16 protein-coding genes are annotated in these 17,410 nt (G+C 70.7%); 4 read left to right on the forward strand and 12 right to left on the reverse strand.

The features are described from left to right. Nucleotides 1-104: 104 nt before the first annotated feature. The 4 genes from ELQ94_RS00195 to ELQ94_RS00210 all read right to left on the reverse strand — a co-directional run bounded on the left by ELQ94_RS00195 (nucleotide 105) and on the right by ELQ94_RS00210 (nucleotide 5,754). Nucleotides 105-1,868 carry an acetyl/propionyl/methylcrotonyl-CoA carboxylase subunit alpha gene (locus ELQ94_RS00195; protein ID WP_127046018.1) on the reverse strand — a complete coding sequence of 588 codons (1,764 nt, stop codon included), beginning with the start codon at nucleotides 1,866-1,868 and terminating at the stop codon, nucleotides 105-107. Beyond that, entirely contained in the window at nucleotides 1,865-3,610 is a 1,746-nt protein-coding gene (locus ELQ94_RS00200) for a 5-oxoprolinase subunit B/C family protein (protein WP_243696795.1), read from the reverse strand. The genes ELQ94_RS00195 and ELQ94_RS00200 overlap by 4 nt, the downstream gene beginning before the upstream one ends. Beyond that, nucleotides 3,607-4,416, reverse strand: coding sequence for a LamB/YcsF family protein (locus ELQ94_RS00205; RefSeq protein ID WP_127046021.1), 810 nt, complete (start codon nucleotides 4,414-4,416; stop codon nucleotides 3,607-3,609). Before ELQ94_RS00205 ends, ELQ94_RS00200 begins: the two co-directional genes overlap by 4 nt. Before the next feature lie 87 nt (nucleotides 4,417-4,503). Further along, nucleotides 4,504-5,754: an NRAMP family divalent metal transporter gene (locus ELQ94_RS00210; protein ID WP_127046023.1), complete on the reverse strand. Its 1,251-nt coding sequence runs from the start codon at nucleotides 5,752-5,754 to the stop codon at nucleotides 4,504-4,506. 201 nt (nucleotides 5,755-5,955) lie between these two features. Here ELQ94_RS00210 and ELQ94_RS00215 point away from each other — a divergent pair, with 201 nt between their 5' ends. Then, nucleotides 5,956-6,630 (forward strand): GntR family transcriptional regulator, encoded by a 675-nt coding sequence (locus ELQ94_RS00215; RefSeq protein ID WP_127046025.1) that lies wholly within the window; start codon nucleotides 5,956-5,958, stop codon nucleotides 6,628-6,630. An 85-nt stretch (nucleotides 6,631-6,715) separates the two neighbouring features. Then, the gene (locus ELQ94_RS00220; protein ID WP_243696796.1) at nucleotides 6,716-7,174 is read left to right on the forward strand and encodes a DoxX family protein; all 459 of its coding nucleotides are present in this window, start codon (nucleotides 6,716-6,718) and stop codon (nucleotides 7,172-7,174) included. A gap of 131 nt (nucleotides 7,175-7,305) precedes the next feature. On the opposite strand, the gene ELQ94_RS00225 is transcribed toward ELQ94_RS00220, so the two are convergent. The 5 genes from ELQ94_RS00225 to ELQ94_RS00245 are packed head-to-tail and all read right to left on the reverse strand — an operon-like array spanning nucleotide 7,306 to nucleotide 12,536. Further along, complete coding sequence (locus ELQ94_RS00225; protein WP_127046027.1) at nucleotides 7,306-8,145, reverse strand: ABC transporter ATP-binding protein; 840 nt, start codon at nucleotides 8,143-8,145, stop codon at nucleotides 7,306-7,308. Beyond that, a complete protein-coding gene (locus ELQ94_RS00230) occupies nucleotides 8,142-8,930 on the reverse strand; it encodes an ABC transporter ATP-binding protein (protein WP_127046029.1) in 789 nt (262 codons plus the stop codon). Before ELQ94_RS00230 ends, ELQ94_RS00225 begins: the two co-directional genes overlap by 4 nt. After that, a complete protein-coding gene (locus tag ELQ94_RS00235; protein ID WP_243696797.1) occupies nucleotides 8,927-9,850 on the reverse strand; it encodes an ABC transporter permease in 924 nt (307 codons plus the stop codon). Before ELQ94_RS00235 ends, ELQ94_RS00230 begins: the two co-directional genes overlap by 4 nt. Then, the gene (locus ELQ94_RS00240; RefSeq protein ID WP_127046031.1) at nucleotides 9,847-10,944 is read right to left on the reverse strand and encodes an ABC transporter permease; all 1,098 of its coding nucleotides are present in this window, start codon (nucleotides 10,942-10,944) and stop codon (nucleotides 9,847-9,849) included. The genes ELQ94_RS00235 and ELQ94_RS00240 overlap by 4 nt, the downstream gene beginning before the upstream one ends. Before the next feature lie 5 nt (nucleotides 10,945-10,949). Continuing rightward, the gene (locus ELQ94_RS00245) at nucleotides 10,950-12,536 is read right to left on the reverse strand and encodes an ABC transporter substrate-binding protein (protein WP_127046033.1); all 1,587 of its coding nucleotides are present in this window, start codon (nucleotides 12,534-12,536) and stop codon (nucleotides 10,950-10,952) included. Between the two features lie 216 nt (nucleotides 12,537-12,752). Between ELQ94_RS00245 and ELQ94_RS00250 the strand changes: the two genes are divergently transcribed. After that, nucleotides 12,753-13,280 (forward strand): Lrp/AsnC family transcriptional regulator, encoded by a 528-nt coding sequence (locus ELQ94_RS00250; RefSeq protein ID WP_243696798.1) that lies wholly within the window; start codon nucleotides 12,753-12,755, stop codon nucleotides 13,278-13,280. Nucleotides 13,281-13,300: 20 nt separating this feature from the next. Here the strand turns inward: ELQ94_RS00250 and ELQ94_RS00255 are convergent, their stop codons facing one another. The 3 genes from ELQ94_RS00255 to ELQ94_RS00265 all read right to left on the reverse strand — a co-directional run bounded on the left by ELQ94_RS00255 (nucleotide 13,301) and on the right by ELQ94_RS00265 (nucleotide 15,933). Then, nucleotides 13,301-13,654 (reverse strand): avidin-fold protein, encoded by a 354-nt coding sequence (locus ELQ94_RS00255; RefSeq protein WP_243696799.1) that lies wholly within the window; start codon nucleotides 13,652-13,654, stop codon nucleotides 13,301-13,303. 184 nt (nucleotides 13,655-13,838) lie between these two features. Further along, on the reverse strand, nucleotides 13,839-14,675 hold the full coding sequence (locus ELQ94_RS00260) for an alpha/beta fold hydrolase (protein WP_127046037.1): 837 nt from the start codon (nucleotides 14,673-14,675) through the stop codon (nucleotides 13,839-13,841). A gap of 178 nt (nucleotides 14,676-14,853) precedes the next feature. After that, nucleotides 14,854-15,933, reverse strand: coding sequence for an acyltransferase family protein (locus ELQ94_RS00265; protein ID WP_166404605.1), 1,080 nt, complete (start codon nucleotides 15,931-15,933; stop codon nucleotides 14,854-14,856). A 69-nt stretch (nucleotides 15,934-16,002) separates the two neighbouring features. On the opposite strand from ELQ94_RS00265, the gene ELQ94_RS00270 reads away from it, so the two are divergent. Beyond that, entirely contained in the window at nucleotides 16,003-17,382 is a 1,380-nt protein-coding gene (locus ELQ94_RS00270; protein ID WP_166404606.1) for a glycosyltransferase family protein, read from the forward strand. Nucleotides 17,383-17,410: the final 28 nt, after the last annotated feature.

Raw genomic sequence — 17,410 nt, forward strand, 5'->3', positions numbered from 1 at the left:
ACTGCGCCCTTGCGTGAGGCGATGCGGCTCTTGGTGAGCGAGCGCGACAGAAATTGCTGCCGCGCTCACCGAGAACTGCAGCGCAACGGGCGGCCAGGCCGGGTTCAGACGGCGGTGACCCTCGCCAGGACCGTGGTGGGGGAGACGGGGTCGCCTGCGGCCGGGGCGTCGTCGGCGCGCTCGACGGTGCCGGCGACGGGTGCGGTGACGGTCGTCTCCATCTTCATGGCCTCGACGACGGCGATCGTGTCGCCCTGTTCCACGGCGTCACCGTCGTCGACGGCCCACCGGACGAGGGTCCCGGCCATCGGGGCGAGGACGTCTCCGTCCTGCGCGGCGGGCGTCGTCGATCCCGCGGCGGAGGCGGATGTCGTCCCGACTCCCGCCGCGAAGGACCCGGCCAGCGCGGCGGGGAGCCGCAGCGAGAGGCGGTGGCCGTCCACTTCGATCCACGATGACACGACGTCGGGCTCCGCGGGCTCCTCGGCGAGGGCCTGCGGCGGGGTGCGATCCGCGAAGGTCGTCTCGATCCACTGCGTGTGCACGGCGAAGCCGTCGCCCGCGGTGAAGTCGGCGTCGTCGAGCACCGCACGGTGGAACGGCAGCACGCTCGCGACGCCCTCGACGCGGAACTCGGCGAGCGCGCGCCGGGCGCGGGCGAGGGCCGCGTCCCGGTCGACGCCCGTGACGACGAGCTTCGCCATCATCGAGTCGAACCGACCGGACACCTCGGAGCCGGACTCGACGCCCGTGTCGAGGCGCACGCCCGGACCGGTCGGCGGCGAGAAGAGCGAGATCGTGCCGGGCACGGGCAGGAAGCCGCGCGCCGGGTCCTCGGCGTTGATGCGGAACTCGATGGAGTGGCCGCGCACCGCGGGGGTCTCGGTGACCGACAGTGGGAGGCCGGCGGCGATGCGCAGCTGCTCACCCACGATGTCGATGCCCGTCGTCTCCTCGGTCACCGGGTGCTCCACCTGCAGGCGCGTGTTCACCTCGAGGAAGGAGAGGAGCCCGTCGGCGCCGAGCAGGAACTCCACCGTCGCCGCACCGCGGTAGTCGGCGGCGGCGCAGATGTCGCGCGCGGAGGACAGCACGCGCTCGGTCTGCTCGTCCGTCAGGAACGGGGCGGGCGCCTCCTCCACGAGCTTCTGGCTGCGGCGCTGCAGGGAACAGTCGCGTGTGCCGAGTGCGACGACGTTGCCCTGGCCGTCGGCCAGGACCTGCGCCTCCACGTGCCGGGGGCGCTCGAGGTAGCGCTCGATGAAGCACTCGCCCCGGCCGAAGGCGGCGACGGCCTCGCGGCCGGCGGCCTCGAACAGCTCGGCGACCTCATCGAGGCGCCGCGCCACGCGCATCCCGCGCCCGCCGCCGCCGAACGCCGCCTTGATCGCGATGGGGAGCCCGTGCTCCTCGGCGAACGCGACGGCCTCGGCCGCGTCGGACACGGGATCCGTCGTGCCGGCGATGAGGGGGGCGCCCACGGACTCGGCGAGCTTGCGCGCGGAGATCTTGTCGCCGAGCAGCTCGATGCTCTCGGGGCTCGGGCCCACCCACGTGAGACCGGCGTCGCGCACGGCGCGCGCGAAGTCGGCGCTCTCGCTGAGGAATCCGTAGCCGGGGTGTACGAGGGAGGCTCCCGAGGCGCGGGCGGCCGCGATGATCTTCTCCGCGTCGAGGTAGGTCTCGGCTCCGGTGACGCCGCCGAGCGCGTAGGCCTCGTCGGCGAGGCGCACGTGCAGCGCGTCGGCGTCGCCGTCGGCGTAGACGGCGACGGACGCGTAACCGTGGTCGGCGCACGCGCGCGCGATGCGCACGGCGATCTCGCCCCGGTTCGCGATGAGGACCTTGCGGGGAGCGTGTGCGGTCATCGGGGGTCACGTCCAATGGAGTCGGGGGAGTCGGGGGAGTCGGGGGAGTCGGCTGTGGTTGCGGGGCTCGGGAGTGGGTCGCGGATCTCGGCGAACGGGCTGCGGACGCGGAACCGCACGCGCGCGCCCACCGGGAGCTGCCCGGCGATCGCGACCTGATCGGAGACGACGGCGCCGATCACGGGATAGCCGCCCGTGAGCGGGTGGTCGGCGAGGAAGAGCACGGGCTGTCCGTTCGGTGGGATCTGCAGGGCGCCGGCGACGCAGCCCTCGCTCGGCAGCTCCTCCGTACGCTCACGATCCACGGGGGTGCCGGAGAGCCGCACGCCGACGCGGTTCGACTGCGGGGTCACGTCCCAGGCCTGGCCCGTGAGGGTCTCGACGGCGTCGGCCGTGAGCCAGTCGGTGCGCGGGCCGAGCACGATGTCGAGCACCGTCTCCTCGCCCGCGCGGGGGAGCGGGTGCTCGGGTGCGGCCTCGGTGGCGACGATCGAGCCGGCGGCCGCTGCGCGGACGTCGAGCACCCGCCCGGTGGCGACGGGCTCCGGTCCGACGCCCGAGAGGGCGTCCGTCGCGAGGCTGCCGAGCACGGCTTCCTCGGCGAATCCGCCACGCACGGCGAGGTACGCACGCACGCCCTCGCTCGCCATGCCGAGGTGGAGCTCGTCGCCGTCATCGAGGGGAATCGCGGAGTGGAACGCGGCCGGGCGGCGCTCGCCGTCCGCGCGCACGACCGTGAGCGGCACGGGGGCGCCTGCCACGGCGGTCACCTGGGGCCCGTGCGCGCGAAGCTGCAGCCCGCCGACGACGACCTCGAGTGCGGCTTCGGCCGAGTCGTTCCCGACGAGTCGGTTCGCGGCGCGGAGTGCGGCGGGGTCGAGCGCACCGGACGCCGACACCCCCATGCTCGTGTAGCCGGTGCGGCCGAGGTCCTGGAACACCGTCTGCAGTCCGGCGCTCACCACCTCGAGGCCGACCGTAGGGTCCCTGAGCTCGTCGAAGGGTGCTGAGTCCTCGAGAGCTCGAGACGATTCGACGGGCTCAGCGACCGGGTGGCTAGGCGCTTCGACCGGCTCAGTGACCGCGTGGTCGGAGTCTGACGCCGCGGTGACGGTCGCGCGCGAGGCGTCCACCAGGTCGAAACGCACGCGATCGCCCGGTTCGAGGAAGGCGGGGCGCTCGCGGCCGAGGTCCCACATGGGAAGGTCCGTCGTGCCGATGAGCCGCCAGCCGCCCGGGCTCTCCCGCGGGTACACGCCGCTGTATGTGCCGGCGAGGGCGACGGATCCGGCGGGGATGCGCGTCCGCGGCGACGAGCGCCGCGGTACGTCGAGGAGCGGATCACCGCCGGTCAGGTACGCGAAGCCGGGTGCGAATCCCACGAACGCCACGGTGCACTCCGCCGCGGTGTGGCGACGCACGACCTCGTCGGCCGTCATGCCGAGCTGCTTCGCGACCTCCGCGAGGTCCTCGCCGTTGTACCGCACGGGGATCCGCCGCAGCGGGGCATCGCCCGCGTCGATCGCGTCGAGCGGACGCGTGCGCACCTCTGCGGCCACCCGCTCCGCCAAGGCCGCGCTCGGGCGGAAGGTGATGAGCAGGGTCCGTGCGCCCGGCACCACGTCGACGACCCCGGCGAGGGGATTCGTCTCGAGCGACGCCGCGAGCGCGAGCGTCTCGTCGAGGTCGGCGAGTTCGACGAGGACCGCGTCGTCGCGGACCGGGAGGACGCGCACCGTCACGAGGAGACGACGCTCCCCGATGCCGGGGCGAGCCCGGAGCCGCCGAGGGTCGGAGCGAAGGACTCGATCCCGATCCCGGCCTCCGTGAGCGCGGCGCGCACCCGCGCGGCCATGTCGGTGGCGCCCGGACTGTCGCCGTGCACGCACAGGGAGTCGGCGCGCACGGCGACGATGCTGCCGTCGATCGCGGTCACCGTGCCCTCGGTCACGAGGGTCACCATGCGGCGGGCGATGTCCTCGGCGTCGTGCAGCACGGACCCGGGCTCGCGCCGCGATACGAGTGCGCCCTCCGGGGTGTAGGCGCGGTCAGCGAACGCCTCCGTGGCCGTGGGAAGTCCGCGCGCCTCGGCCTCGCGCAGCACGACGCTGCCCGGCAGCCCGAGGAGCACGAGCCGCGCGTCGACGGCGGCCACGGCTTCGACGACGTCCCGCGCCTGGCGCTCGTCGTGCGCGATCGTGTTGTAGAGGGCGCCGTGCGGCTTCACGTAGGTGACCTCGCCGCCCTCCGCCCGGGTGATCGCCTGCAGCGCACCGATCTGGTAGATCACGTCGGCCACGAGGTCGGCGCTCGCCACGTCCATGTTCCGTCGACCGAAGCCCGCGAGGTCGCGGTAGCCCACGTGGGCTCCGATCGTGACGCCCGAGGCCACCGCGCCGCGCACCGTCTCACGGATGCCCACCGGATCGCCCGCGTGGAAGCCGCACGCGATGTTGGCGCTCGACACGATCTCGAGCATCCGGGCGTCGTCTCCGAGCGACCAGCGACCGAAGCCTTCGCCGAGGTCGCTGTTGAGGTCGACGGTCATGATGTCCTCCGATGGGTCGTGGTGCGGTGGTGCGGTGGTGCGGTGGTGCGGTGGTGCAGGTGGTGCGTCGGGCGGTGTCGCCCGGGTCTAGCCCGTGACGAGAGCGAAGATCGGGCCGACCGCGTTCACGGCCATGTACCAGGTGACCGCAGCGGCGAGGGTGCCGATGATGAGCAGCCACTTCGGGTAACGGTACCCACCGAGCACCTTCGGTCGGAACCAGCCGATGTACATGAAGAGCGTGAGGCCGATCGGCAGGATGAGTCCGTTGAGGCCGCCGACGAAGACGAGCAGCGTCGCGGGTGCGGTGCCGAGGGCGAGGTACACGCCGAGCGAGACGACGATGAAGCCGACGGTCCAGTAGTCGGCCACGCGACCGGTGATCTTCTTCGAGAACACGGGGAGGAATGACACCGAGGTGTACGCGGCGCCGATGACGCTCGTGATCGCGGCGATCCAGAACACGGCGCCGAAGATGCGGAGGCCCGCCTCACCGGCCGCGGACTGGAATGCCTGGGCGCCGGGGTTACCCGTGGTGTCGAGGACCACGCCGCTCGCGACGACGCCGAGGATCGCGAGGAAGAGGACGTAGCGCATGACGCCGGTCACGAGGATGCCGCTGAGGGCCGCGCGGTTGACCTCCTTGATGTTCTCGACGCCGGCCGTGCCGCTGTCGAGAAGCTTGTGCGCGCCGGCGTACGTGATGTAACCGCCGACCGTTCCGCCGACGATCGTGGTGATGGTCGCGAAGTTGATCTCGTCCGGCCACACCGTCTGGCGGAGGGCGTCACCGACGGGCGGCTGCGAGATGATCGCGACGACCACCGTGAGCACGATCATGATGAGGCCGGCGATGACGACCACGCGGTCGACGACCACGCCGGCGCGCTTCACGAGGAAGATCGCGATGCCGATCGCGGCGCTGATGATGCCGCCGATCTTCGGATCGAGCCCGAAGAGGGTGTTGAGGCCGAGGCCGGCGCCCGCGATGTTGCCGATGTTGAACACCAGGCCGCCGAGCACGATGAGCACAGCGAGCACGTAGCCGCTGCCGAAGAGCGCGTCGTTGGCGAGCACGCTCGCGCGCTTGCCGGTCACGGTGACCATGCGCCAGATGTTGAGCTGCACGGCGAGGTCGATGAGCACGGACGCGAGGATGCCGAAGGCGAAGGCGGCCCCGAGCTGTGCGGTGAACGTGGCGGTCTGTGTGATGAAGCCCGGTCCGATGGCCGAGGTGGCCATGAGGAAGAGGGCTCCGAGGAGCGAGCGGCGTCGCGACTTCGCGAAGGCCTTCAGCTCCTCGGGGGTGGCCGGGGCCGGTGTCGTCTGTTCGGTCATGGGTCCAGATCCTGTTCGAAAGAGGTGGTGCCGATGGTGGCCGAAGGTGGGACGGGTGCGTGCCGGCCGGGGGGTGCGACCCAGACTAGGACTGTCGAACAGTTCAGGGGAAGTTGTTGAACGATCTTTCGTGTAAAAAATTCGTTACAGGGGTGTTTCGTCCACCGATCGCACCGTGCGGGCGGCGGGTAGGCTCCGAGGGTGGCTGAACGCGCGAACGACGACGAGGTGCTCGACCGTGCGGAGAAAGCCGCGGCGGACATCCGGTCGTCCATCATCTCCGGTCACTTCACACCCGGCTCGAGACTGTCCGAGCAGGCGCTCGGTGTCGCCCTCGGCGTCTCGCGCAACACGCTCCGCGAAGCGTTCCGCATGCTCACCCAGGAGGGGCTGCTCGTCCGACGCCCGCACGCCGGCGTCATCGTGGCCGTCCCCTCTCTCGCCTCGATCATCGACATCTATCGCGTGCGCCGCATGATCGAAGGACAGGCGTTGCGGGGCGCGCCGCCGCGACACCCGGCGGGCCGCGCGCTCGCCGCAGCAGTGGACACGGCCGTCGCCGCCCGGGAGGCCGGCGACTGGGCTGCCGTGGGAACGGCGAACATGGAGTTCCACCGCGCGATCGTGGCGCTCGCCGACAGCGCCCGTCTCGACCGCGTCTACGCGAACATCTCGGCGGAACTCCGGCTCGCCTTCGGCATCATCGACGACCCGGAGTACCTGCACGCCCCGTACGTCGACCGCAATGCGAGCGTGCTCCGTGCACACGCCGAGGGGCGCTCCGGTGACGCTGCGGACGAGCTCGATGCCTACCTCATCCAGTCCGAGCGCACGCTTCTCGCCGCCTACGCCCGCGGCGACCGCGACGTCCACTGACCCGGTCGCTGTCCGGCCGCGCACATGTGGTCAACCGGGACGTCGTCTCCGGGTGCCGCGCGTAGGCTGGCGCGCGGAGGTGCACATGTCGGCACGGAAGAAGCAGTCACGGTCACGCAGCACGAAGCGGATCTCGAGCGGGTCGCGCACGCGGCGCACGATCGGGCGCATCGTGCTCGGGTCGTTCCTCGCGTTCGCGGGGATCAGCCACCTCACGTTCGCGCGCGACGAGTTCACGGCCCAGGTGCCGGACTTCGTCCCGCTCAGCGAGGACACGACCGTCCTCGCCTCCGGCGTCGTCGAGATCACGCTCGGCACGGCGCTGCTCTTCGCGAAGAAGAAGCGCACCCTCGTCGGCTGGGCCGTCGCGGCGTTCTTCGTCGCGATCTTCCCCGGCAACATCTCGCAGTTCGTCAACAAGGTCGACGCGTTCGGTCTCACCTCGGACACCGCGCGCGGCGTCCGTCTGATCTTCCAGCCGATCCTCGTGCTCTGGGCCCTCTGGTCCACGGGCGCCTGGCACGCCTTCCGCACCCGCCGCTGACCCGCCCCCGCGCCGCCACCCCCTCCACCCCCACCCGCCACGTGAGGCGTTTGAGCGTCTTTGCGGCGGTACACCGCAGGGAAGACGCTCAAACGCCTCAGGTGGCGGTGAGGGGTGAGGGGGGAGGGGGGTCAGTTCTCGATCGGGGGGATGGCGGTCCACGAAGCGCGCTCGTCGGCCGTCGGTGCGACCGGGATGCGGCCAGCGCCGTCGGGCACGGGGATCGCCGCGAGCAGCGACCGTGTGTACGGGTGGCGCGGGCTGTCCCAGATCTCGGCCGTGGGACCGGTCTCCATCACACGGCCCCCGTACATCACGAGGGTGCGGTCGGCGATGCGTCGCACCACCGCGAGGTCGTGCGAGATGAAGAGCATGCCCGCGCCGAGCTCCGCGACGAGGTCGCGCATGAGGGCGGCGACGCTCGTCTGCGTCGAGGCGTCGAGTGCGGAGATCGGTTCGTCCGCCACGAGCAGGTGGGGCCGCGCGGCGAGGGCCCGCGCGATCGCGACGCGCTGCTTCTGCCCGCCAGAGAACTGGTGGGGGAAGCGCGATACCCACGACGTGTCGAGCCCGACCCGCTCGAACCACTCCTCGGGACGCGAGGCGGCGAGGCCGCGGGCCCGAGCCGCCGCGATCCCGTCCGACACCTGGTCCCCGACGCGGCGCCGCGGGTTGAGCGATGTGGACGGGTCCTGGAACACCATCTGGATCGCCGTGAGCGATCGAGCGCGTCGCCGGATGCCGAGCGGTGAGACGGGCGCGGAGTCGAAGAGCACCTCGCCCTCCGCCGGCCGGTCGATGCCCGCGACGGCGCGCGCCACGCTGGACTTCCCGCTCCCGCTCTCGCCCACGAGGGCGACGGTCTCGCCCGCGCCGATGCGAAGGGAGACCCCGTCGACGGCGACGACGGGCGGCGATCCGGGGTAGCGCACCACGAGGTCGCGGGCGTCGAGCACGATCCGATCGGTCATGATCCGTCCTCCTCGAGTCGGGAGCCCGGGAGTGCCGCGAGGAGGCTCCGGGTGTACTCGTGCTGCGGCGCGGAGAACAGGCTCGCGCGGTCCGTCGCCTCGACGATCCGGCCGTCGCGCATCACGGCCACGTCGTCGGCGACCGCGCTCATGACGCCGAGATCGTGGGTCACGAGGAGCACGGCGAGTTCGCGTTCGGTGGCGAGGTCGCGCAGCAGCTGCAGGATCCCGGCCTGCACCGTCACGTCGAGCGCCGTCGTCGGCTCGTCCGCGAGCAGCACATCCGGGTCGCAGGCGAGCGCGATGGCGATGCAGATGCGCTGCCGCTGTCCTCCCGAGAACTGGTGGGGGTAGCGGCCCAGGGCCTCGGCGGCCGCCGGCACCTTCACGCGCTCGAGCATCTCCGCGGCGCGATCGCGCGCCGCCGACCGGCTGAGTCCCAGGTGGGTGCGCATGTGGTCGGTGAGCTGATGCCCGACGGTGAGCTGGGGGTGCAGCGCCGACGATGGGTCCTGGAAGACCATGGCGACGCGGTGTCCGCGGATGCGGTTCAGCTCCCGTCGCTTCATTCCGAGGATCTGGGTGTCGCCGAGGCGGATGGATCCACCCGTGCGCGCCTGCCGAGGCAGGAGTCCCAGCACGGCGAGCGACGTGAGCGTCTTGCCCGAGCCGGACTCGCCCGCGAGGCCCTGAATGCGGCCCGGCTGCAGCTCGAGCGAGACGCCCTTCACGAGGGGGCGGCCGATGTCGACGGTCAGGTCGTCGATCGTGAGGATGGCGCTCATGCCGGGGTTCCCGTCGCCGAAGCGGCCCGATCCGCCTGGTTCTCCTTCGAGACCTCCGCGGTCGGGTCGAGCACGTCGCGCAGCGCGTCACCGAGGAAGTTGAACGCGGCGACGACCGTGAGGATCGCGAGCCCCGGGAAGACGCCGAGCCACCAGGCGTCGAAGTTCTGGATCGCCGACGAGATCATCGACCCCCACTCCGCGGTGGGCGGCTGAGCGCCGAGGCCGAGGAAGGAGAGCCCGGACAGCAGCAGGATGGCCGCGCCGATGTCGAGGGTCGCGAGCACAAGGACCGGTCCGATGATGTTCGGGAGGATGTCCACCGTGAGGCTCCGCAACGGCGAGTGCCCGAGGAGACGGCCCGCGATCACGTAGTTCTGGCCGCGCAGCCCCAGCACGAGGCTGCGGGTGACGCGGGCGTACTGCGGCCACGACACCACGATCGCCGCGATGACCGCGTTGAACAGCGACGGTCCGAGGGACGCCGCGATCACCATCGCGAGGATCACCGTGGGGAACGCCATCACGAGGTCGGTGAGGCGCATGAGCGTCTCGTCCACCCAGCGGCCGAAGTAGCCGGCCACAGCACCGACGACGGTGCCGATCACCATGGCGGCGACGACGAGCATGAGCGCGAGCGGGATCGTCACCGTCGCGCCGGTCATGAGGCGCGAGAAGATGTCGCGACCGGTTCCGTCGGTGCCGAGGAGCGTGTCGATGCCCGGCTCCTGCAGCCGCGGGAGCACCTGGGCATTCGGTTCGAAGGGAACCCACCACGAGGCGGTGAACGCGACGATCACCCACGCGAGCGCGATGACGGAGCCCACGATGCCGAGGGGCGAGCGCCACGCACGGGGCCAGCGCATGCGCGTCCGCCAACCTGCTGCGGCGAGGGCGTCGCCGCGACGTTCGGCGCTCATGCGAGCCTCACCCGCGGGTCGAGCACGCCGTAGAGCAGGTCGACCGCGAAGTTGATGCCGAGGTAGATCACGCCGACGACGAGGCCGACGCCCATGATGCCCGGAAGGTCGAGGTTCGACGCCGAGTTGTAGGCGTAGGTGCCGAGTCCGGGCCATGAGAACACGGACTCGACGAGAACGGTGCCGGAGAGCAGCGCGCCGAAGGCGACGCCCACGACGGTGAGGATCGGCAGCGACGCTCCACGGAGCACGTAGTCGATCACGACGTGTGTGCCGCTGAGCCCCTTGGCGCGGGCCGCGCGCACGTAGTCGCTCGCGAGTACCTCGAGCACGGACGTGCGGATGAAGCGCGTGAGGAGTCCGATGGTCACGAGGGAGAGCACCATGACGGGCAGCGCGAGGTGCGCGGCGGCGTCGACGAAGCCCACGCCGTCCCCGTTCAGCAGGTAGTCGATCGTGTAGAAGCCGGTCACGCGCGGCGGCGGGGTGATCGACGGGGAGATGCGACCGGAACCGGGGGCGATGCGCAGCTGCAGGAAGAAGAGATAGAAGCTCACGAGCGCCAGCCAGAACGTCGGCACGCTGAGGCCGATGAGGGTGACGACGCGCACGACCTGGTCCGTCACGAGACCGCGGCGGTAGGCGGCGAGCGTGCCGAGGACGATGCTCACCGCGAGGCTCACGACGATCGCCGCGAGGGCGATCTCCACGGTCGCGGGCACGGCGGACGCGAGGTCCGTGGTCACGGCGCGGCCGGTGACGAGCGACGTGCCGAGATCGCCGCGGAACAGATTCCCCATGTAGAGGAAGTACTGGATCACGAAGGGCTGGTCGAGCCCGCGCGCCTGGATGAATGCCTCACGGGTGGCCGGGTTCTGGGAGGCGCCCTCACCGAGGGCGGCGGAGACCGGGTCGCCCGGCACGAGGTTCGTCAGCGTGAAGGTGACGATCGTCACACCGATGAGCAGCAGCACGGACGTGCCCGCCCGCCGGAGGAGGTACCGGGCGAGCGGGGAGCTCGACCGGCGCGGACGCGCCCCGGAGCCCGGGGTGTCGCTACCCCGGGCTCCGGTCGTCGTTGTCGCAGTGCTCACCCGTGTCAGCCGGCGGGAGCGATCTCGGCGATGTCGACGTCCCACACCGAGTTGTAGACGGCGCCCGTGACGGCGTCCGTCGTCGCGATGTTACGGCCCGGGACGATGAGGGGCACGAACGGGCCCTGCTCCTGCATCGCCTCGGCGAATGCGGTGAAGTCCTCGGTGCGAGCGTCGACGTCGGTTGCGCTCGCCGCGGCGGCCGCGAGGTCGGCGATCTCCGGGTTGGCGGAGGCGTCCCAGCCGGCGCGCAGTCCCACCTTCAGGCCGGGGCCGAAGGGCAGGAAGTTCGCGGAGTCGGCGTAGTCGGGGCCCCAGAACCAGAGGCCGAAGGCCTCCGTGCCGCCGACGTATGCGTCGAGCTCCGTTGCGAAGGGCGCGGGCGCGAGCTCCACGGTCAGGCCGATCTCGGCGAGCTGAGCCTGGATGCGCTCGGCGAGCGGCGTGAACTCCACGCCGCCGACGGGGTAGTCGTTCGGGAACTGCAGGCGCAGGGTCTCACCGTTGTAGCCGGAGGCCGCGAGGGCCTCCTTCGCGCGGTCGAGGTCCTGCGTGACACCCTCGTCGAGAGCGCCCTCGAAGCCGGTCGGGATGACGCCCGTGGCCTGGGTCGAACCGGCGCCGGCGAGCTCGAGGAGCGCGTCGTAGTCGAGGCCGTAGCGGATCGCCTCGGAGATGTCGACGTTGGCGAGGTCGCCCGCGACGTCGGCGGACTGGTTCAGCAGGAGGAAGATCGTCTGGCCGCTGGGCACGGACTCGACGGTGAAGCCGTCGGCGAGGCCCTCGACCTGGTCGCCGTTCAGGTCCATCGCGACCATCGTGTCGCCGCCCTGGAGGTTGATGAGCTGCGTGGCGCTCTCGGTCACGTTGCGGATCACGACACGGTCGTAGGCCGGCTCCTCGTCGCCCGAGTACTCGGGATTCTTCGTGAGCACGACCTGCGACGTGAGGTCGAGGGTGTCGAGCACGAACGGGCCGGAGCCCGCGGACTCGCCGTCGAGGAAGGACTGCGCCGAGTCGGAGCCGTCGGTCGAGCCGCCGTTCTCCTGCACCACGTCGGCGTTCACGATGCCGAGGGCCGGGTTGGCGAGGATCGCGGGGAGCTGGAGGAGCGGGGTCTCGCTCGTGATCGACACGGTGCTCTCATCGACCTTCTCGACCGTCAGGCCGGCGAGGAGGAAGTTCGGCTTCGCCTCGGCCATGCCCTGGATGCGCTGGAGGGAGAAGACGACGTCGTCGGCCGTGATCTCGCTGCCGTCGGAGAACGTGCGGCCGTCCTCGAGCGTGAAGGTGAACTCGGTCGCGTCGTCGTTCTGCTCCCACGAAGCCAGGCCGGGAACGGGGGTGGTCACGTCGGAGCCCTCGAAGTCCACGAGGGTCTCGTAGAGCGCCTTCGCGACCATGTTGCCCGTGGGGTCGTAGGTGTGGCCGGGGTCGGTGGTCTCGATCGAGAACGCGGTGTCGATGACGAGCGATCCGCCGCTCTCGGAGGAGTCGTCGGTGTTCGCGGAGTTTCCGCCGGAGCATCCCGCGAGAGCGAGAAGGGCGGCGGCCCCGATGGCGATGGGCGCAAGACGGCGCGGAGCGTTCATGTGAACTCCTGAGGGAGGGAGGATGACGAATCGGGTGGGAGGTCTTGAATAGCTGTGGACGACCGTGATCAGATTGACACGGACGGCGACGATCTGTCCAGCCAACATCCGCGGGCCCGACACGTAGCCCGACGCGGACGCCGATCGGAGCCCAGAATGTCCAATAAATCACCGGATAGCGGCGCCGCACCTGGACGAAGTGCGGCCCTCGACGACGTGAGCTACAAGATTCTCTCCGTGCTGCGCGACAACGGGCGCATCTCGATCGCCGCGCTCGCCGACGTCGTGGGCATCTCGCGGGCGAGCGCTTACGCTCGCGTCGAGGCCCTCGTGAAGGACGGTGTGATCACGGGATTCTCCGCGCGGGTGGATCCGGCACGCACCGGATTGTCGATCTGCGCGCTCGTCTTCGTGACGGTGCACCCGCAGTCGTGGGTGGCGTTCCGCGAGAAGGTCGTCGCGATGCCCGACGTGGAATACTGCGTGATCACCACGGGCGAGCACGACGCCATGGTGCTCATCCGCGCGACCGACGTGGGCGGTGTGCACGCGTTCGCGACCGGGGTCATCGCGATGTTGCCCGAGGTGCGCACCGTCGTGAGCGTCGTGGTGCTCGACGAGGTGGTGCGGAAGCCGTTCGTGCTCCCGACGGACATCCCCGAGCGTCCCGAGACGGCCCGCCTCGGCATGACGCGCTGGACTCCGGCCGCCGCAGGTCGCGATGCGATGGCCGCGCGCGGCTGACCGGCCGGCCATCCGTCCGCTCAGGCGGCGGGTACCTCGACGCACACGCTCAGCTGCGGGGCCCCGTGCATCTCGTAGTGCTCGACGAGGCGGAGCAGGCCGTCGTCCGTGGTCTCGATCTCGCTCTCGCCGTCGCCCGTGACGACGCTGCCGTCCGCGGCGAGCACGTGCACGAACGAGACCCAGATCGTGTCGCCGGTCCGGGTGCCGACGAAGCGGCCGATCGTCACGGTGTCGCCCGTGTAATCACCCCAGATCATGCCGTCCGCTTCGACGTAGCGGAACGTGCTCGGGCTGTTCGGGTCCACGGCGGAGGTGGTGGACGACACCATCGCGAAGGTGCGGCCGTCGAGGGAGGGGAGGTTCGAAGTCACCCGCCGATCCTGCCAGATGCGACGCCCCTTCCGCGCCCCTACCTACCCGCGCCCGGTCCGCGCCCCGTCGCACCGAGAGCCACGAGGTGGAGCGTTTGCGCCGATACGCGGCGGCGTACCGCACGGTATCGGCGCAAACGCTCTACGGGGCGAGGGCTCCCTGGGTGGGGCTACCTGGGTGGGGTCACCTCGCGAGGAAGTCGAGGACGACGCGGTTGAACTCGTCCGCGTGGCTCACGTTGATGCCGTGCGGTCCGCCGGCGATCACGTGCAGCTCGGAGCCGGACACGGCCTCGTGCGTGCGCGCCCCCGAGCCCTCGAACGGGACCGTGCCGTCGGCGTCGCCGTGGATGACGAGCGCGGGAACGGTGACCTTCGGCAGGTCCTCGCGGAAGTCGGTGGTCGCGAACGCGGCCATGCACGCGAGAGCGGCGGCCTTCGACGACTGCAGCGCGAGTGCGAGGGCCTCCTGCCGCTGTTCCTCGGTGACGACGAGCTTCCCGTTCGCCGAGAAGAAATCGGTGGTGAAGCCGTCGTAGAACGTCTCCTGGTTCGCCGTCAGTCCGGCGGTCATCTGCGCGGCCTGGCTCGCCTCGAGCGGACCGTCCGGGTTGTCGCCCGTCTTCATCAGATAGGGCGGCACCGCCGATGCGAAGACGACGCTGTGGAGCCGCTCGGCGCCGTATTTCGAGAAGTAGCGGGCGACCTCGCCACCGCCCATCGAGAAGCCGACGAGGGTCACGTCGTTGAGGTCGAGCTCGACGAGAAGCGTGTGGAGGTCCTCGGTGAGGGTGTCGTAGGTGTAACCGGTGAGCGGCTTGTCGCTGCGCCCGAATCCGCGGCGATCGTACGTGATCACGCGGTAGCCGGCTGCGGTGAACGCCGGGACCTGCTCCGACCACGATTGGCCGGACAGCGGCCAGCCGTGGATGAGGACGACGGGGCGTCCGGTTCCGCCCGTGTCGTCGACGTGGAGGTTCGTGTCCCCCAAGAGTCCGTGGTGTGCGGTGATCTCAGTCATCGTTCGTTCCTTTCGGCGCCGCCGTGGCGCGTTCCGAGGTGGTTCGACCACGCTCCCGAACCGGTTTGTGAGAACGGGCCCCCTTGACACGGCCGCCCGCTCGCGCGAATCGACGCCCCGAGGTGGAGCGTTTGCGCCGAATCGCGGCGGTGTATCGCACGGTATCGGCGCGAACGCTCTACCGGGGGGTGGGGGCGACGCCGTCGGCCGGGGCGGCGGCGACCGCCGTTGCGCGTGACCGGTTCGAGGTCGCCTTCAGCCGGAGCGCGTGCTTCTCCACGAGGTGCCACGACAACCAGGCGAGGACCGTCGTCGTCAGCGTGACGACGACGAGGTTGCCGACGAACCCGAGGGGAGGGAGCACCGCGACGACGACCTGCTGGACGGGGAACGCATAGATGTAGAGCCCGTAGGAGAGGTCACCGAAACGCGCGGCACGTCGGATGACGGGTGTCGAGTGCGTGCAGAAGGCGAGGACGGAGTAGGTGAGGACGGGCCAGAGCGTCCACTGTGTCGTCGCGGGGGACGCCATCGCGGAGAAGACCGCCTGGAAGGCCAGCAGGACGACCGCGACATCGAGTCGCAGACGAAGTCGCCGCCCCGCGACGGCGACGAGGGAACCAAGGGCGAAGAACACGGCGAGATTGGCCGCCCGCTGGAACGACGAGCCCCAGAACACGAGGGGGTCGGCGACGAGGCGCTCGACGAGCACCGCTCCCACGATGAACGCGACGAGCGCGAAGACCCGTGCGCGCCCGAGCGCAAGGAGGAGAGGGAACACCAGGTAGCAGACGAATTCGATCGGCAGCGTCCAGAGCGATCCGTTCACCGAGCCCGCATAGGGGTTGTCCTCGAAGACACCCGGCAGGTCGAAGACCGGACGCAGCACGATGTTGAGCAGGTACCGCCACGAACGCGGGTTCTCGAGGTAATCGGCGACGGAGAGGGAGGACATCACCGGGCCGAGGACCGCGAAGCTGGCGACCGTCACGACGATGAGCCCCGGCATGATGCGGAGCGTTCGGTTGCGGAGGTAGTCGCCGAGTACCGGCCGGCGCAGCCAGCTCGAGGAGATGAGGTACCCGCTCATCGCGAAGAAGACGAAGACCCCGATCGAGTGCAGGGGCACGTTGAGGACGCGCGGAATGGGCTCGATGCCGACGAGTTCGAACGAGTGGCCGACGATCACGGCGAGTGCTGCGGCGATGCGGACGGCGTCGAAGTTGTTGTGCGGACGCGTCGGCAGGGGCAGGGACACGACGACACTGTAGCGGCTCGTGGCGATCGCGATTGATCGGGGTGCGCGCCGCGCCGATACGGTGTATCCATGGGTGAACTCGACGGCCGCCGGATCCTCATGACGCAAGCCCACCTCGATGCGTACGGCGGGTCGGAGATCGTCACCGCCGAGGTCGCGGAGTGGTTCGCCGGACACGGCGCGGCCGTGACGGTCGCGACGTTCGTGGCCGACGGTCCCGTCGCCGAGCAGGTGGGCGCGATCCCCGGTGTCGAGGTCGTCGTCATGAAACCGAAGGACGACGACACCGACTTCGGGGATCTCGACCTCGTCTGGGTTCACCACTCGATCGTCCCGGAATCGGTGATTCGGTCCGATGTCGCCGTCCCCATGGTGTTCAGCCACCTGTCCTACAGCCACCCCATCGAGTTCCCCTACGCCTCCCGACTCGAGGCGCAGGCGGCATCACTCGTCTACTACGCCTCGGGGGAGGTCCGATCGCGGCAGGCGGAGCGGCGTCTGGATGGACGGCTCGACCCCTCCAGGATCCGGATCTTCGGCAACCCGGCTCCGCGTCGCTTCCGCCGTGCCGAGCCGCGCATCGTTCCGGTACGGCCGCGCATCGCCGTCGTGAGCAACCACATCCAGCCCGAGATCGCGGAAGCGGTCGACCTCGTCCGCGACCGGTTCGACATCGACCTGATCGGATCGCAGACGGCGCTCGGGGCTCGCCCCCGCCGCGTCGACGAGAGGGTCATCCACGATCTCGACGCTGTCATCACGATCGGGAAGACGGTGCAGTACGCTCTCGTCGCCGAGGTGCCCGTGTACTGCTACGACACCTTCGGCGGGCCGGGGTGGCTCTCGCCGGACAACGTCGAGGCGGCGGCGGCGAACCACTTCAGCGGAGCGGGATCGGAGAAGAGGGATGCCGCTACGATCGCCGCCGAACTCGTCGAAGGGTGGGAGCAGGCGCGGAGGGACGCAGATGCGCTCCGCCCGCTTGCCTGGGATCGCTTCGATCTCGATTCCCAGCTCTCCGAGACGGTCCTGCCTCTCCTGCAGCAGGAACGCGGGCCGCGTCTCGACGACGGCCTCGTCGACGAGTACCTCGCGGTTCAGCGGATCGTCGCCCGTTACGTCCAGCGCAACCGGGCCATGATCCCGGCGCTCGCCGGGGCGCGGGCGGCGGCGGCGCGACAGGAAGCGGCGAGGGTCGCCGACCGCGAGCGTCTCGCCGGCGAGCGAGACGTGGCCATGACGGATCGCGATCGGCTGCGGGAGGAGCGTGATCGACTCCGGGAGGAGGGTGGTCGACTCCGCGAGGACAGGGAACTCATCAGGCAGGACCGCGATCGATTGCGCGACGAGGTCCGAGCGCTCCGCGTGAGCCGGGACCATGAGCAGGCCCGCGCGCGGACGGCGGAGAAGGCGGCCGCCGAACTGCGGGCACGCCTCTCCTCGGCCTGACGTTCCTCTGCCTGACGTCGCTCGGCCC

It is taken from the genome of Labedella endophytica (assembly GCF_003990045.1).
Classification (GTDB): domain Bacteria; phylum Actinomycetota; class Actinomycetes; order Actinomycetales; family Microbacteriaceae; genus Labedella; species Labedella endophytica.

What these genes read in the sequence shown, in the direction of transcription:
- ELQ94_RS00195 (WP_127046018.1), bottom strand. Translation starts at nt 1,868, where the DNA reads ATGACCGCACACGCTCCCCGCAAGGTCCTCATCGCGAACCGGGGCGAG.
- ELQ94_RS00225 (WP_127046027.1), bottom strand. Translation starts at nt 8,145, where the DNA reads ATGACCGATCGGATCGTGCTCGACGCCCGCGACCTCGTGGTGCGCTAC.
- ELQ94_RS00235 (WP_243696797.1), bottom strand. Translation starts at nt 9,850, where the DNA reads ATGAGCGCCGAACGTCGCGGCGACGCCCTCGCCGCAGCAGGTTGGCGG.
- ELQ94_RS00260 (WP_127046037.1), bottom strand. Translation starts at nt 14,675, where the DNA reads ATGACTGAGATCACCGCACACCACGGACTCTTGGGGGACACGAACCTC.
- ELQ94_RS00230 (WP_127046029.1), bottom strand. Translation starts at nt 8,930, where the DNA reads ATGAGCGCCATCCTCACGATCGACGACCTGACCGTCGACATCGGCCGC.
- ELQ94_RS00270 (WP_166404606.1), top strand. Translation starts at nt 16,003, where the DNA reads ATGGGTGAACTCGACGGCCGCCGGATCCTCATGACGCAAGCCCACCTC.
- ELQ94_RS00205 (WP_127046021.1), bottom strand. Translation starts at nt 4,416, where the DNA reads ATGACCGTCGACCTCAACAGCGACCTCGGCGAAGGCTTCGGTCGCTGG.
- ELQ94_RS00245 (WP_127046033.1), bottom strand. Translation starts at nt 12,536, where the DNA reads ATGAACGCTCCGCGCCGTCTTGCGCCCATCGCCATCGGGGCCGCCGCC.
- ELQ94_RS00220 (WP_243696796.1), top strand. Translation starts at nt 6,716, where the DNA reads ATGTCGGCACGGAAGAAGCAGTCACGGTCACGCAGCACGAAGCGGATC.
- ELQ94_RS00210 (WP_127046023.1), bottom strand. Translation starts at nt 5,754, where the DNA reads ATGACCGAACAGACGACACCGGCCCCGGCCACCCCCGAGGAGCTGAAG.